Source organism: Mucilaginibacter sp. SMC90 (assembly GCF_022811725.1).
Classification (GTDB): Bacteria; Bacteroidota; Bacteroidia; order Sphingobacteriales; family Sphingobacteriaceae; genus Mucilaginibacter.
In genome coordinates this window covers 6,305,982-6,322,031 of the sequence record NZ_CP094527.1, presented here as the reverse complement: position 1 = coordinate 6,322,031, position 16,050 = coordinate 6,305,982, and the positions used below count along the sequence as shown (strand labels likewise).

At 37.1% G+C, this 16,050-nt stretch carries 12 protein-coding genes; 5 read left to right on the top strand and 7 right to left on the bottom strand.

Going from position 1 to position 16,050, the window contains the following annotated elements:
* Positions 1 to 44: 44 nt before the first annotated feature.
* Positions 45 to 1,187, bottom strand: coding sequence for an efflux RND transporter periplasmic adaptor subunit (locus MTO98_RS25980; protein ID WP_243481896.1), 1,143 nt, complete (start codon positions 1,185 to 1,187; stop codon positions 45 to 47).
* 86 nt (positions 1,188 to 1,273) lie between these two features.
* On the bottom strand, positions 1,274 to 1,873 hold the full coding sequence (locus MTO98_RS25975) for a TetR/AcrR family transcriptional regulator (RefSeq protein ID WP_243481895.1): 600 nt from the start codon (positions 1,871 to 1,873) through the stop codon (positions 1,274 to 1,276).
* A gap of 260 nt (positions 1,874 to 2,133) precedes the next feature.
* Here MTO98_RS25975 and MTO98_RS25970 point away from each other — a divergent pair, with 260 nt between their 5' ends.
* On the top strand, positions 2,134 to 2,712 hold the full coding sequence (locus MTO98_RS25970) for a DNA-3-methyladenine glycosylase (protein WP_243481894.1): 579 nt from the start codon (positions 2,134 to 2,136) through the stop codon (positions 2,710 to 2,712).
* A gap of 34 nt (positions 2,713 to 2,746) precedes the next feature.
* On the opposite strand, the gene MTO98_RS25965 is transcribed toward MTO98_RS25970, so the two are convergent.
* Positions 2,747 to 3,943, bottom strand: a complete 1,197-nt coding sequence (locus tag MTO98_RS25965) for an MFS transporter (RefSeq protein WP_243481893.1) — start codon at positions 3,941 to 3,943, stop codon at positions 2,747 to 2,749.
* A 92-nt stretch (positions 3,944 to 4,035) separates the two neighbouring features.
* A complete protein-coding gene (locus MTO98_RS25960; RefSeq protein WP_243481892.1) occupies positions 4,036 to 4,890 on the bottom strand; it encodes an AraC family transcriptional regulator in 855 nt (284 codons plus the stop codon).
* Between the two features lie 1,050 nt (positions 4,891 to 5,940).
* On the opposite strand from MTO98_RS25960, the gene MTO98_RS25955 reads away from it, so the two are divergent.
* Positions 5,941 to 7,065, top strand: a complete 1,125-nt coding sequence (locus MTO98_RS25955; protein ID WP_243481891.1) for a DUF3800 domain-containing protein — start codon at positions 5,941 to 5,943, stop codon at positions 7,063 to 7,065.
* Positions 7,066 to 7,112: 47 nt separating this feature from the next.
* On the opposite strand, the gene MTO98_RS25950 is transcribed toward MTO98_RS25955, so the two are convergent.
* Positions 7,113 to 9,374: a hypothetical protein gene (locus tag MTO98_RS25950; RefSeq protein WP_243481890.1), complete on the bottom strand. Its 2,262-nt coding sequence runs from the start codon at positions 9,372 to 9,374 to the stop codon at positions 7,113 to 7,115.
* A gap of 1 nt (position 9,375) precedes the next feature.
* Complete coding sequence (locus MTO98_RS25945) at positions 9,376 to 10,077, bottom strand: hypothetical protein (protein WP_243481889.1); 702 nt, start codon at positions 10,075 to 10,077, stop codon at positions 9,376 to 9,378.
* Positions 10,078 to 10,278: 201 nt separating this feature from the next.
* On the opposite strand from MTO98_RS25945, the gene MTO98_RS25940 reads away from it, so the two are divergent.
* The 3 genes from MTO98_RS25940 (at position 10,279) to MTO98_RS25930 (ending at position 14,850) form a co-directional block, all read left to right on the top strand.
* Positions 10,279 to 12,591, top strand: a complete 2,313-nt coding sequence (locus MTO98_RS25940) for a DUF262 domain-containing protein (RefSeq protein WP_243481888.1) — start codon at positions 10,279 to 10,281, stop codon at positions 12,589 to 12,591.
* A complete protein-coding gene (locus tag MTO98_RS25935; protein ID WP_243481887.1) occupies positions 12,575 to 13,681 on the top strand; it encodes a PIN domain-containing protein in 1,107 nt (368 codons plus the stop codon). Before MTO98_RS25940 ends, MTO98_RS25935 begins: the two co-directional genes overlap by 17 nt.
* Positions 13,682 to 14,202: 521 nt before the next feature.
* Positions 14,203 to 14,850 carry a TetR/AcrR family transcriptional regulator gene (locus tag MTO98_RS25930; RefSeq protein WP_243481886.1) on the top strand — a complete coding sequence of 216 codons (648 nt, stop codon included), beginning with the start codon at positions 14,203 to 14,205 and terminating at the stop codon, positions 14,848 to 14,850.
* 6 nt (positions 14,851 to 14,856) lie between these two features.
* Here the strand turns inward: MTO98_RS25930 and MTO98_RS25925 are convergent, their stop codons facing one another.
* Positions 14,857 to 15,477 (bottom strand): helix-turn-helix transcriptional regulator, encoded by a 621-nt coding sequence (locus MTO98_RS25925; protein ID WP_243481885.1) that lies wholly within the window; start codon positions 15,475 to 15,477, stop codon positions 14,857 to 14,859.
* Positions 15,478 to 16,050: the final 573 nt, after the last annotated feature.

Genomic DNA, 16,050 nt, shown 5'->3' with positions numbered 1-16,050 from the left:
ATTTTTTTAGAACACCTCCGCTAATTAGTTATTTTACTGTTTGATTATTTGTTTAGCAGCGCTACTTTATTAGGTTTAGCCTCGGCCGGCTGTATTTTGGTGCCATCCTGTAAGCCTTCGATGCCTTCCAAAACGATCCGGTCGCCGCTTTTTAGGCCGTCGCTTATCAGGAAGCTGTCGCCGGAGCGGCCCGCTACGGTGATCAGTTGTTTATGTACTTTGCTGCTATCCCCGAGGGCGAATACAAATATCTTATCCTGGATGGTGGTAGTGGCAGCCTGCGGGATGGCGATCACATCGTTTTGTATAAAACTCAGCTTGATCCTGCCCGTATTGCCGGATCGTAATAATCCGTGATGATTAGGAAAACTGGCCCTGATGGTAATGGCGCCACTGTTCTTATCAAAACCACCGTTCACCATATCCATGCGACCAGGCTCAGGATAAATATCATTACCGGCTAAAATCAGCGATACCGGCCTGGCGTTCTTTAACTTTTCCCCGATGGAATTACCAGGTAAGTCATTTTTCAAGCCGGCAAATTCCTGTTCACTGAGGGAGAAGTAGGCACGCACCTCTTTGATATTAGCCAGTGTCGTTAGTTCTTTTGCGTCGCTCAGCGAAACCAGGCTCCCGGCTTTCTTATTCAACAGACCAATATACCCGGCAGCAGGTGCTTTGATTAACGTGTAACCAATATTGATCTGGGCATCGGCTAATAAGGCCTGAGCTTGTTTTACTTTGGCTGCAGCCAAAGTATAATTAGATTGTGCAGTTTGCAACTGGAGTTCAGATACCACTTTGTTTTGTACCAGGGGCTGGAGTTTGTTCACTTCTAATTGCGCATTTGCAGCAGCAGCTTTGGCCGCCAGTAATTCGGCGCCGGCATTGTTGTATTGCTCTTTATAAACCCTGTCGTTGATCTTAAATAAAGGCTGACCGGCACTAACATAAGCGCCTTCATCTATAAATATTTTTTCTAATATGCCGCTCACCTGGGGGCGGATCTCCACTTCGGCCGAACCTTCAATGGCAGTAGGGTATTCATTAACGGTTTCTGCGTTTGAAGTAGTAACGGTAGCTACCGGTAAGGATATGGCATCGTTCGTGCTTGCTTGTTCAGCCGGCGAACAGGCCGCTAAAAGGGCTGCTGCTAAAATGGTGAAGATGGATGTTATTGTTTTCATGATCTTATTTTTAAATTATTTGCTGTTATATTCTTTTTTGTTAATTGAGTTAAATGATCTATCGCTGTTAAGTGATATTCAAAAAATTAATGAGTGATGGTAGCGATAGTATTATTAATGGCCTCGTGCAGGACCATCTGGTTGATCTCTTCTGATTTACCTTTATTGATCAGGTTTATGGCGATCAGGCCATGTACTACCGACCAAAGGGTAAAGTATTTGGTGCTGATCATATCTTCGGTGGCATTGCTATCGCCTATCAATTCACGGATCACCTTGTTAAATAATGCGGGTATTTGTTCTGTTTTGGCAAAACCTTCCTTCATGGCGCTGCAGCTTACCTCCACACCAAACATGGCCTGATAAAGCTCTTTTTCGGTAAAAGCAAAGTTCCAGTAGGCGAGCCACATCGCTTCCAATTGTTTAACCGGGGCAATATGACCGTTCTTTGCTTTGCCGATAGCGCCGGCGAGTTTGCGGAAGCCATTTGCCGATAATTCGCCTACCAGCGCATCTTTGCCATTAAAGTATTCATATATAACAGGTGCAGTGTAATCTATATCTTCGGCTATCCGGCGCATGTTGAGTGCATGCCAGCCGTTGTGCTTAACGATTTTCAAAGCGGCCTGCAATATATTGCTGCGGGTATGCTCTTTTAATCGTTGTATTCTATCTTTACTTCCCATAACGTATTGTAAATTTTGTTTTGATTTACAATACAAAGTTACATCAGATACAGATGTATTTTATTGTCATTGCTTTCGTAAAAATTGTACAATTCTTTCAAAACTTTACAATTACAATCAAATAACAGATTAAATTAGCGCTTATGTCTAATTTTAAACTTATTTAATGGATGATAGCAAATATCTAACCTTGTTAATAGAAAAATTATACAAATATGGCATACCCTTATTTTGAACAACTCTCAACTGATCCGTAGCTCATGACCATGTTCGCGAACCTGGAACCCTATGAGCTCAAGCTGAGAGATAACATACCGCTGGCGCTTTATACCTCCATTATCAACCAGCAATTATCTACCAAAGTAGCCGACGTAACTTATAAGCGCTTTCTAAACTTGTATGGCGGCTTGGAACCAGCACCGCAACAGGTGATCGATACCCCCATGGAGCAATTGCGTTCTATCGGACTTTCTGCATCAAAGGCCGGGTACATCAAAAATGTAGCGCAATATGATATCGATCAGGGTTTAAGTGCCGGCAAGTTAAATGGGATGACTGAAGAGGAGATCTACAAATATGTAGGTGAGATCAAAGGCATTGGTCAATGGACAATCCACATTCTGCTCATGTTCAGCCTGGGCCGGGAGGACGTATTTGTAGCCGACGACCTGGGCATCCAAAACGCGATGGCTATGTTATTTGGGCTGGATAAGACTAGCCGTAAAAAATTGAGAGCGGATATTATCGTCTTAGCCGAACAATGGCGGCCGTACCGTACCTATCTCTGCGTGCATTTATGGCAATGGATCAATAGCCAGCAAAAAACAAAGACTGCCTGAGTACGGGCGGCCTTTGTTTTTTCAATCCGCTTTCTTAATTTTTGCTCAGCCTTTGCTGAACAAGAAACCACAGGGCGGCAGCAAGTAATACTGCGATACTGGCCAAAGGCAATGCCTGTACCCCAAAAGCATTAATGGCTGCACCACCGGCAAATGAGCCGGCTGCAAAGCCCGTATTACCTGCGGACACAAAAATACTGCTGGCAAATTCAGGGGCTTCCGGCGCCGAACTGGTGATCAGCGTCTGTCCTAAAAGAAACCCGCCGGTATGGATAAAGCCCCAAATCACGACCGATGCAAATGCCGGGTAAAACTGTTTCGCAACAACAAACAAGATAGCCTGTACCACAATCAAGCCAACAAAAAATAACCATACCGTCTGCCCCTTGTTACGGCTCAACAGGTGGCCGATCAATAAATTACCAAATACGCCTGCGCCACCAAAAAGCAGCATGGCAATACTGATCATTTTACCATTCATAAGTGCCACGTTTTTAAGATAATCGGCCATGTAGCCATAGCTCACAGTCATCCCGGTAATGATCAGGATCGTGGTGATGATGCTCCACCAGGTTTTTTTCTTCTTAAGAATGCATAATTGACTACCGAATGATGGGCGTTCAGTAACAGGCATAGACGGCAAAAGAAATAATAGCGCCAGTACCGCGATCAGGTTAATCACCGCCGAAACGGCAAATGCCGCGCGCCAGTCAAACAGGTCGGCAAAAAATACCGTTAATGGCACACCCAATACCGTACCTACGCTTATCCCCGAAAAGACAATAGCTACTGCTTTGGGGGCTTTGGCCGGCTCGACCGATTGCGCTGCAGTGCCCATGGCTACCGAGAAAAATATCGGATGAAAGAAGGCAGGCAATATCCGGGCGGCCAGCAGCCATCCAAAGCTGGGTGCTATCATGGAGAAAAGATTGGATAAAATAAATATTCCAAGCACAACCGATAAAGCGGCTTTGCGGTTAATGTGTGATACAGCCAGGGTAATAAAAGGGCCCGAAACGGCGATGGTTAAGGCGAAGGCGGTAAGCAGCCAGCCTGCCTGCGCGATAGAAATATGAAAGCGGGCGGCCAGTTCCGGCAGGATGCCGATCACGCCAAACTCCGTTGTAATAATGCCAAAGACGCCCAGGGCGAGAATATAAACTACGCTCCGGTTATGCGGGCTAACCAGGTAAGGTTTTTTATCGATGTTAAGATCTTCGATGCGTTCCATTGTATGATTGCTTAAATAACCATACAAAGTTCGCAAGGGCCCGGCTGCTATCGTTTGTCTTCTGTTTCGTAAATTTTGTACAAATCTGTCATTTATGCAGAAACGGCCTTACTTTCCGCATTTTGGCGGAATTGAGAGGGGTTCATACCTTTTTGCTTCTTAAAGAATTTGTTGAAATGGCTTTCATCGGCAAAGCCCAGCTCTTCCACGATCTCAGAGATACGCATTTTGCTGTATTGTAATCGATTCTCGATCAGCTTGAGTTTATAATGGGCGATATAATCCTGCATGGTTTGGTCCGCATGCTTTTTGAAATAACGGCCGAGATAGCTCAGTGAAATGCCGAACTTATCACTGATGTGTTCCGCTTTGGTCAGCTTCGGATCGTAAATATTAGCCTGGATATATTGTAAAATATCGAGCGCTTTATCTTCTTTATCTTCCGCGAACTGCTCTGGCAGGTTCATTTCAATGCTTCGCCCGATGACCACCACTAAAGCGTTCACTAAGGCCAGTGTAAGTTTGTCCCAGCAATTAATGCGGTTAACTCTTTCCCGGATAATGGTTTCCACCATCATTTTCACCAGTGGTTTATCGGTCTCATAACGCAATATCGATCCGGAAATTTGTTTGGCATTGTACAACAGATATTCCATCCGCTGAACATTATCCTTAATAATACCGTTTGATTTTAAATAGATATCGTTGAAGCGAAGAAAGAAGAACTCGGTAGTCGTTTCGATCTTAAAATCATGCAGGTCGTCAGGGGCAAATAGGAACATATCACCGGTACGATAGGCATAGCGATTATCGTTGACGCAATGTTTTCCTTCTCCAGAAAGAATGTACACCAATTCAAAAAAAGCGTTTTGCCTGGCCCGTTTTGGAAATTCATTCATTGTCTCGACTGACACAGTGAATGGCTCGTATAATTGTTCTTTTACCATATATTTATTGATTAAAAGAGAAAAATTATACAAATATATAAATTTTGAGTAAGACCTTATCAGTTAGCAACATCGTATGTACACCAATTGAAAAGATGAAATCAAACGTTAAGGCAGCCCCAATACCAGTAAAATCCGGATTTAATGAGCAAGGAGAATCGAACCCCAAAATTGCCGTTTACAGACTATCAGGGTCGTTCTTGGGAAAAGAACGTAGTTTGGTGACATACTGGACCAAAATATCGAACAACCTTTTTGAAACAAAAAAACTACGATAATAAACTAACTCCCAAAAAGTTAAGCAAATGAAAAAAGAAATAACCAAATATGGCCGTTTCTTTAAGTAGCCATAGGAAAACGTTTTCGAACCCCTTTTTGGAAGATTTGCGACTATTAGCTGCATCTTGATTTGAGGTAATTGCCTCTGTTTTAATAGTACGACATCAATGAAATGCAATAATGGGGTTTGGCGCTACTTAACATAATACAAAAAAATCAGGTTGTCTGTGTTTGGAAAAGGGTGGGCTAAAACGTAAAGAAAAGAAGCAAAAGAAACCGTCAGCAAGCCTTTGTTTGGGGAATCTGTTAATGAAATTGGAAGAGGGGTGAACCTAAGAGATTTTTAGGCCTTGAATAATGATTCGAGTCCTGACCGGGCTAACCATGGCGGTTAGCCCGGTCAGGACTAATGTCGAACCACTTGAAGGATAGTATCAGAAATCTATCTGCTATTATTTAGTTGGCTATAGCCCAGTTCGAGGACATGGATTTCGTCCGCCAACTGGACATAAGTTGAACTAATTAATCTATTCTTGAAAGTCTCGACAGGATTAGAAGCTGCTAACTAAGATAGCAAAATCCTGCTTGAGCTACCTGTTTTAGCAAACCCTAACAAGACCAGTTTCTTCTTTATTGATAGCTCTCTGAAGGGAGCGTCATTTGCTTAAGTTTTTACTGGCAATTTTTATATAATCGATTAAATATATTCAATATATTAGGTTTGTTTCCCCAAAGCCCTGAAAACCAATTTACAACTTTATCAACAGCAATATGAGCATCCCCGAAAATCCCATTAATTCTTCAAATAAAGACAGCATTGAATTTACTGAAGAACAAATTGAAAAGATAAAACTAATTGAAGCCGAAAAAACTGAGCTGCTAAATAAAGTAGTTAGCGGCAATATTGAAAATATTAAAGATAGAGTTGCTTTAATATTAAACAATTCAAACGATGCAAGGAATTCTGATATTGAACTTGCTTGGTCGTACTGGCAAACGTTTGAGGACAATATATTACAGGGTTCTACGATTTCAAAAGAACAGATGTATAGCTTAACGAGGATTAGCTCGCTTACACGCATTCGGGCAAAAATACAAAATGAATATAAATTATTTCAGGCCGATGACGAGATTAAACGGCACCGAGGGGTTTTGGAGGAAGATAAAAAGCAAGATGCCATAAGCGATAAGCCAGCCGGAATGGGCATGTATTCCGTTTATATTGATGAAACTGGTAAAACGCAAGCCTATCTGTCAGTCGGTTCTCTTTGGGTATTGAGTTATAATTATTCCACTATTCTTTCGCATAAGGAATTAACAAATTGGAAAAAATTCAAAGAAATTACCTATGAATTTCATTTTGCAGAATTATCTAAAAACAAGCTGGATGATTATAAAGAATTTTTTACGTTATTTCTTTCCAAACATCCAGACGTAGGATTTAAACTCATTGTTATAAATAACATGGGAATAAAAGGTAAAGGCACAGCAATAACCGACCTAACTTACCATTTACTTACCAAGGGAGTAGAACACGAAAATTCAACAGGAAGAGCTCCACTGCCTCGATATCTCCAAGTTTGGATTGATGAAGAAGAAAAGGGCAGTGATCAGCTTAAACTTGAAAATATAAAAGAACGTCTCACCAGCCAAAAAATTCAGGGACTTTACCTCGGACAATTTAGCGCTGTCGCCTCTGAGGGTAATTTTTTCATACAAGCCATTGATATATTCACTGGTGCAATCAATAGAAAACTTCATAACCCTAACGGAGGAAATTATAAAGATGAATTTGCCGATTTTGTGCTCTCATGCTTAAAATTCAATATCTCAAACATTGATACCGAAAATAATACAATTGATCGTTCAAAAGTTTTTAACTTAAGCGACTTTTAAATTAGAATTCATTTAGACTTTTAATTGATATACACATTTACACCTGATTATTTGGCATCTTTCATATTCTTAATAAACGTCTCGAAACTTCCACTACTTGTTTTTAAAGCGTTATTAATTTTGTCAAAGGGAGCTATGAGTTTAAATCTTCGCTTTTTACCAGATCCTTGATAATCGACTTCAGCCAATAATTTCTCTTGAAGTAGAAGAGGAAGTAAATCATCAATAAAGTACTCTGCATCCTTTCCGAGTTTAATCCTAAATACATCATCATTGATTTGATTTCCTCGAATAAATCGCCTAAGAGCTTTCTGTACCAGCGCTAGATCATCATCAATCGTGGTTTCTTTAGGCAAATCATCTTGCGACGAAACAGATCTTTCAAATTTAAAACCTATGCTAATGAGCTCTTTTTCAATATTAAAAGGATCATAATAATCTATTTCCTTACTAGAGTTTTGAACCGCCATAATTTCGCACTCCTTAAAAATTCCGTCTTTTATACTGTTGTGATCGTTAATGATTTCGAGATTGTCAAATGTGCAATTGTTAAATTTACAATTCTCAATCTCAGTTCCCAAAATTACAGATGTTTGGAAGTACGAGTTTTTAATTGTTAAATTTTTTAATGATATACCTTTCAATCCATCCACGGGAAATGAATAATTTTCCAATAAAATACTTGAGCTGTCTTTATGGGATAGAGACTTAAGAATAATGTTACCACAGTTTTCCTTAATATATGAGGTTGAATTTTCGTTTGTCTGAATGAGAGCAAAAATTTCTGACATCCTTTTCAAAGTAAAGTCTTTCTCACTTCTACAAAAAGTGGCTAAAACCTCTACTGTTTGACCAAATATTAATCCCTTTCTCAATAAGTTTTTAAAGTCCTGAATTTTGTTATTCTTAAGTGTGTTGTAGAAACTGATTCCTAAGAAAAATTCTTGAAATTCTTCGTGATCAAATCTCAATTGGTTTATACCTTCTGCCTTAACCAAGAGGGCATGTTGTTTTAATCGTTCTTTAACTTGGCGACTTATTTGTACGGAAAAACCATTTGATTCGGAGTAAAGATCCGATAAAAGGTCAATAATGTTGAAAGGTAAGGAATTGGTATTGTTTAACCACATTTCTTCTGCAACTGTAGCAAGAAGTTCGTAATGTTGATTAATTGTAAGAAGTGGCTTGTTTTCCCCTGAAGTATCAATCCATTTTGTGTCCGCTTCTCTTATAATTATCGCGTCCACAAAATTCGGGAAATAGTCTGTCGAGTTTTTTAGAGCTTCTGAAATCTTACCTATATTTCCGGTTGTCTCAACTACACTTAACAATTTATTCACTAAAACTGGCCGTGTAAGTAAAGGATGATCTGATCCTAACTGCGCATTTACAATATCATAAATTTCTTCGCCGTCATTAATATTTCTTGATATTGCGTACTCTTCAAACTGATTTTTGTTCCATCTATTAATAGCGACTTTAGCAAATGCTACGGAATCCATACTTATGGTGTCAAACAGCTTAGCCTGCGCACCAAATCCTTTATAGTCAAAATATGCTTGTCTTGCCGCTATAAGAACATTTCCTGAAGAATTAAGTTTGGTCATAAGCTGCCCTGTCGCTGAAAGCGCTTCGCCACTTGAACTAACCATGAACATTTCCTCAAAACCATCGAAAGCTGGTACAATCAAACCAAGACGAACCAATTCAATAAATGACTCATAATAAAATAAACGAAAGCGCAATCTGTTGACTAACGATGCAATAACGATATCATCAAATCTTAGAAATGGTCTTCCACCTAAAGGGATAGGCAGTAAAAGCCAATCCGTTTTCTTTTTCTTAAAAAGATCAGCTTGTGTAACGGCAAGGTGAGTTATGACTGTAGTCTTTCCTTCCCCAGCATCTGATGTTAAATAAACCACTCTAGTGGTGCCTGGGATTTTTTGACCTAACTTTATCCGCAAGCATTCAGTAACGTTATCAGTAGGCTGTTCAATTTCTGTTGGATCACTATCAATGTCATCAAGTAAAACCCCTGTAGGGTTTATAAAATCTTTAATAGATGTAGAATACTCTTTAATTCTATCAGCCAATTGTTCAAGTTGAGCCAATCTTTTTGAAATCCAGATGCGAGCCTTTATATCTTCTCCATCTTCCTTTACATACAACTCGCCATCTTTATCTAGAAGCTCTATTTCTAAAACTTCACCACGTATAAGTCCAGTAACTTTGCCTTTATCAATTATTATATCATTTGAGCTATCAGCAAATGATATTAAAATTCGTTTAAAATCCTGTATGTTCATACTAAAGGCTTTTCATATAATAGTTGTGATTAACTGTCCTGCTGTAATGCGGTGGAGTAGTCCTGCCCCTTTGAGTTTGAAAATGATAAACGGTACTTCCGATAGTGATAGACGTTAAAATGCCCGGCCAAAAATCGTCGTCTGACGAAACGATGCCGTATTTTTTTTCTTGCTGGGCAATTAAAATCATATCAGAGGTTAACATAGTGTCAACGAGTTTTTGTTCACTTCTATAGAATATATCTTCAACAGTGGCGGTGTTACATTCTCCACAAATGCCTGCTTGCACAAAATTGTAAACATGTAAAACGGGACAAGATGTTCGTTTGCAGCCATTTCTAATTGGGTGATAGGCCTTTAAGCCCGAAGGTATTCCATTCCTTCTATAGGTATTTGCCAAAAACAATGTCGGCTGAATAGTTAAACTTGTCGCAAGCTCTGTATTTACTATTACTGAAGTTTTTGAATCTGATAACAACGCAGGTCTGGGGAAATCTCTCAATATATCAGCTTTAAGATTCTCAGCTTTGCGCGTTATCTTGTTGTTTTCATACCAACCGCCATAAAGTCTAACTAAAACATTTTTATCGCTCACCTCACTTGGTGAAAGTTGACTTAGGATATTTTCTGCAATGTAAATAAGCCCCTTAGTTTGGTCACTCGCATTAAGATTATCATAATCAATCAATAAATTAAAGGCCATTTGGCTGGAATTTGGTTTAGGAATGTAAGGTAGACAAAAATCTAAAAATGAGGAAAAATAATCTCCTTTGCGTAGAATCTAAGATCTAAAGAACTTTTCATTTATAGATTGGTAGCCTAAGAATAAATAATTAAATATAGTGACATCATAACATTTAAAGATGTGTGATAATTATCATACATTTACTCATAACCTTACACGATGGACTCTAAAGACGATATTACGATTCAAGAAATATTCCAAAAACATATTAAGATTGAGCCAAAAGTTATGGCCATTCAAACCATGTTTAATAATCCTAGAAGACTTCAAAAAACCAACTATAAACCACCTTATCAGAGGAACTATGTTTGGGATAATGAAAAAGCTACCTATTTCATAGAAAGTATAATACTTGGGACAGAAATTCCACCATTGATTTTTTTTAAATCTGGAGAAAATATTGAAGTCATTGATGGACGACAGCGTTACGAAACGATATTCAACTTCGTAAGAGAGAACAGTAAGCAGAAATTGACGCAAAAGGGACTACTGATTTTCAACGATTTAAATAATAAAAAATTTGAAGATTTGGACATTGAAATCAGAAACGTCTTTTGGGAAACGAAATTGCGGCTAATTGAATTTGGCTTTATAACAGATAATCACAATAAGGAAATTGAAGAAATTGTCAAACGTGAAATTTTTAAAAGATATAATTCAGGTATAACTCCATTAAAGTCTACCGAAATTGACAAGGCAAAATATTTGGACAATAACCTCACGTCTTACTTTAAATCAAAGTTTCAGAAAGATAAAAAGGTATATGATGTGATTAAAACATTGTTTCACTATGATACTATAAATTTAGAAATTTTGCTGAAGGAGATTAGAAAGATATTAGTCATTGACAAAATTCCTATAAGCTATTATTCTACTAAAAAAGATATCGTCTTAAATAAATTTTATGAATTTTATTTTGATCAGGAAAACCTAGATTGCGAACAAGTATATTTTAATTTTATCCAAAAAATCAATCTTCTTTTTACAATCTCCAGGTTGCTCAAAAAGACCTCGGTAAATAGGTTGGTTTTCGAGTGCCTGTATTGGGCTATCACAATTGTTGAGGAAGAGGGTGTTTCACTTGAAGCTATATCAAATAGTATTTTGGAGCAAAATGGTCAGGCACTAGTCTCTTATTTAGAAAGCAATATGCAACACTTTGCGATAGATAGAAACTCATTTTCGCCTCAGATTATGAAACGTTATATTACAATCGCTGATTTCTTTACTGACAAGTTCAACATTGATTTCACAAAGAATCTAAAAAACAATGATGCGTTTAAATCAAAAAACTCATCAATAGACAAAAAGGACAAGACCGATAAATCCACACTTGAAAAATTTGAAAGTCTTCGACTAAATAAACCCGATGCATCCTCTATTACAATAGATGATATATGCTTGCAAATGGAAAATGCGAGATTTTTAATCAGACCACCCTATCAAAGGGACGAGGTCATCAATAAAATTAAGTCGTCTGCAATAATTGAGAGTATAATATTGGGAATTAAACTGCCGCCGATCTTTATTTATAAAAGAAAGGATGGAGTTTCGGAAGTCATTGACGGACAGCAAAGATTGCTATCTATTATCGGATTCATTGGTAAAAAGTATGTTAATGAACATGGCAAGTTGACCGAATCGAATAAAAACAACTTCCCACTTGCACTAAAAAATGGCATATTATCTGATTTAGATAAAAAGACCTATAAAAATCTGGCAAGTGATATACAAAATAAAATCCTTGACTTTGACTTATGGGTGATTGAAATAAATGAAAAAAACAATCCAGATTTTGAGCAGGTTGATCTCTATTTAAGATTAAATTCTAAGCCTTTCCCGATAAAGGAAAATACTTTTGAAATGTGGAATTCATTTATGAATAAAAACATAATTGACGGTATTAAGTCGATATATGAAGACAATAAAGACTGGTTTTATTTGCGAAAAAACAATACCAGAATGGACAATGAGGATTTGGTAACAAGTTTGATTTATTTATTTTTTAAAGTTCAAGGGGTTCAAAGGGACTTTGACAAAATAAATTCTTTTCTAGATACATACCTTTCAGCCGAAAAAATAAACGTCCGTATAAAAGCGAAAAATGAAATTACAAGTATCCTTGAAAAAAATGAATTCAGAGATAAGGTATTAAAAGAGATACGGGAATTCAAGCATAAATTTTTAGATGTGATATTGGCCTTAATAAATGTGAACCGCAACGAGTCCAATTTATTGAGCGATGAATTAGACAAACTGCTTAATTCAGATACTAAACGAACATCTAAAAATTTCTATATTCTTTGGTTGCTTATCGCGAATGTTGAGCCAGAATTATTGTTTGTAAATAAAGACATCGTTAAACAAGAAATTTCAAGTATCATAGCATCAACTAATAAAATCGAATCGCGAGATACTTTCAAACAAGGCATTTTGAATTTTTGGAGAAAGTATAATGAAAAAAACTTATAAAGAATATTATCCTCTGTCTAAAAATGATAACGGTCATTTTTTTGACAACGCGTTTATTGTATTGGACACAAATGTTTTAATAAACTTCTATAGATATTCAAACTCAACGGTCACTAAATTCTTGGAGGTATTAAAGCAACTAAACGGCCGTTTGTATATGCCCTATCAAGTCGGTAAGGAATTTCATAACAATAGAGTTGACGAAATCATTTCTCAAAAAGGCATATATAAGGATTCTGTTAAAGAGTTACAGAACATCAAAAACAAGTTCGAGGATAAAAATAGAAACCCATTTTTATCAATCGGTAATCTTGAACTATTTGATAAGATAATTACAGAACTGGAACAATCAGCCAGTAAATATGAGACATATTTAACTGATGATGAAATCTTAGTTGAACTAAATATAATTTTCAAAGATGCTGTAGGTAATGAGCCCAGTAAAGATGTTTTAGAAAAAATTATAAAGGAAGGTAAAGAAAGGTATAAAAATAAAATCCCTCCTGGTTTCGCGGATGAAAAATCAAAACCAGAAGAGATTCGAAAATATGGCGATTTAATAATCTGGAAAGATTTAATCGAGAAAGCAAAAAAAGATGAAAAACCATGTCTATTTGTAACCGACGACCGCAAAGAAGACTGGTGGTTTATTAACAAGTCTAAACAAATAATCTCACCTCTTCCTGAATTGCAAAAAGAGTTTTTGCACGAAAGCAAGCAATTATTTTACGCCTATCAGCCGTTTAGTTTTCTAGAGCACATAAAAAATATTGTTGACATCGAGATACAACCCGAAGTTATAGCGGAGGTAAAAGACTTGCCGAGCTTAAGTGATGACGGAATAAATCAAGAAAGCATTGTCATTAAAGAGCTTGCGGAAGGCCAAATAACGCGATTGGAAGGCGAATTACGTATAATAGGTTACGAAATCGAAATCTTTCCAATAAAAGGAATTTATTATAATCTAATTGTAAACCTACCTCCCATATTTGACATGAAAAGAAAGTTTTTAAAAGACTTGGCAGAGTTAACTAAAACATATCGATTTGATATAGTTTCTACAGGTGAAATGGGTATCTATGTAAATTGATCCTATGTGAATGCGATTTTCTCGGTAATCTTTAAGAACCTGTTGTCAACTTTGCTTTGAGCAAGCCATGTTTTGGCCAGACCAAAACGGCTTGCCGGGATACCCGGACCCAATAATACTTCACTGCGTTCAGTATATAAAATGCCTTTAAGGATCAACTCTATTTTGCTACTTTACGGTTCGATATTCCGGTGCGTTTAACCGTTTCGAAGTCTGCTTGCATTAATTTACAATTAGTTGCCATACCAAATAGATCGCCTTTATGAAAAAGATCGATTTGATGCGCAAGCTGATTGCAACAATTAAACTTTGCTCTGCATAATTGGATAAAAAAGAATTTAGATAAACTATCCATGGTTGCTACTTCTGTTATACAGTAAATGATAGTTCAAAATATCACGGTTGAAGAACGGTGAAATTGTATTCTTTTTTCCTGTGACCGACTCTGAAAATTACCAAACACTTTTTCATTTGTTTTTAGCTTCAAAAATTGCATATTCCCAAACAAATTCGAAACTATCATGGCGAAACGATATTTGGGTAAAGAACAATCTATGTGTAAACTCATAGATGCTGTCGGTATCGTAATTAGAGAGAAAGGGTATAAAGGTCTTACCGGGACGAATATTGGCAAAGCCGCGGGATTGAGCAAGCGACTTATCTATATTTATTTTGAGTCAGTAGAGGATTTAATTGAGATTTATATCCGTCAAAAGGATTATTATGCCGGAGCAGCGATCGGTTTTGATACCCTGCAAAAGTCAAAGCAAAATAAGTCATTTTCGATTTTAATTGACTTGCTGACAAATCAGTTAGATCAATTCTACAAAGATGACGAATTACAAAAAATTATATTATGGCAAATAAGCGAACGTAGTAAAGTAATGTTCGAAGTTTGCGAGGAAAGAGAAAGGCTCGGGACGCTTTTTTTCAAATTAGCCGACCCTGAGTTCAAAGACACTTCGGTAGATATTAGGGCAATAACAGGTTTGTTAGTTGCGGGTATTTATCATATGGTTTTACACGCGAAGTCGACCGATAGTCTATTTTGTGAGATCGACATCAATCAACCTGAAGGACTAAATAGAATTAAAAAAGCCATAGTTGACATCATTGGGTACACTTATAATAAAGCAATCTTTGAGCGGAATTTGAAAAAGCAGAACTGATTTAATTTATGTTTTTTTTAAACTAAGCACCGATTTTCCAACTTCAGAAGTGATGTATTTTTGATTAGGATTATTCCGGTTAGTTGGGTCAGTAAGTTGCAACCAGCCATAATCAATTAATTTTCCTGCCACTCGTTTTAACGTATTAACAGAATCATCCATTTCCAATAACTTAGTAAGGATTTCATGCCGACTTTTGGCCGTGTGGCAGTAAATCAGAATATCAATATAACGTTGGATTACTTTTGAGCCTATATTAACATCGTAATTAGTTCCTGCAATTATTTTTACTTGTTCTATAACTTGATCTACTCTTGCTTGTCGGCTGCTCCTAATAAGCTTGCTTTGATCAAGAGGGGGATTTACAATATCTAAATTCAACCATTCCTCAACTTTAATATTAAATTCGAGCAGGATGTTTCGGAACGTTATTAATGTGAGATTTTTCCCGTTTTCATAAGCGCTATATTGAGAACGAGTCATGCCCGTGATATTCGCGAAGGCCTCTGGTGTTGGAAAGCCAGCTTTTATCCGAAGTGTTTTAAGGTAGTTTCCTAATAGGGAATAAAAAAGTTTTTCGTTGTTATTGGGATTTTCCTCGCGCTTATGCTCATTAACATTTGCCATTGTGTTAAAATCACAATTGCAGAAATAAATTTCATCCTAATAAAATAGGAATTTTATTTTGCATGGAAATTTATTATTGATATATTTGAAATAGAGTAATTAATCGAATGAAGGTAGTTTGTGTGTGTTTACATATAGGCCATAGCTAAAAATTACTTATTCTTTTTATCTCTATATTGGTGTTATTCAAGAGTCTCTACTGCTAAATTCTGACAAATGCAATCGAAGGAGACAATAGGTTTAATGCCCATAATGATATTTGTGTATTTTTGTACACACTATAGCCATTATGGGCCCTATTGTAATTCCGTTTCGAAGGGCCGTCAGAAGCCTAGCAGTACGGTTGTAGGGCCCGGCTATAGTGCTTTTCAACAAATGACTCGATCCTTTAAATATTCGGGTTATGTTGCTTCAGATTTGCAAACTATCAAAATTCCTATCGCTCCACTTTAAATGTTTCGCTGACACGTTTTTCAGTATCGCATTTAAAGTAATAAATTATCATTTTCCTAATAACTTTTCTTCTCGGGTTTTGGCTCTCACGGCTAAAGAGCAACCAGGAATTATTTGGAT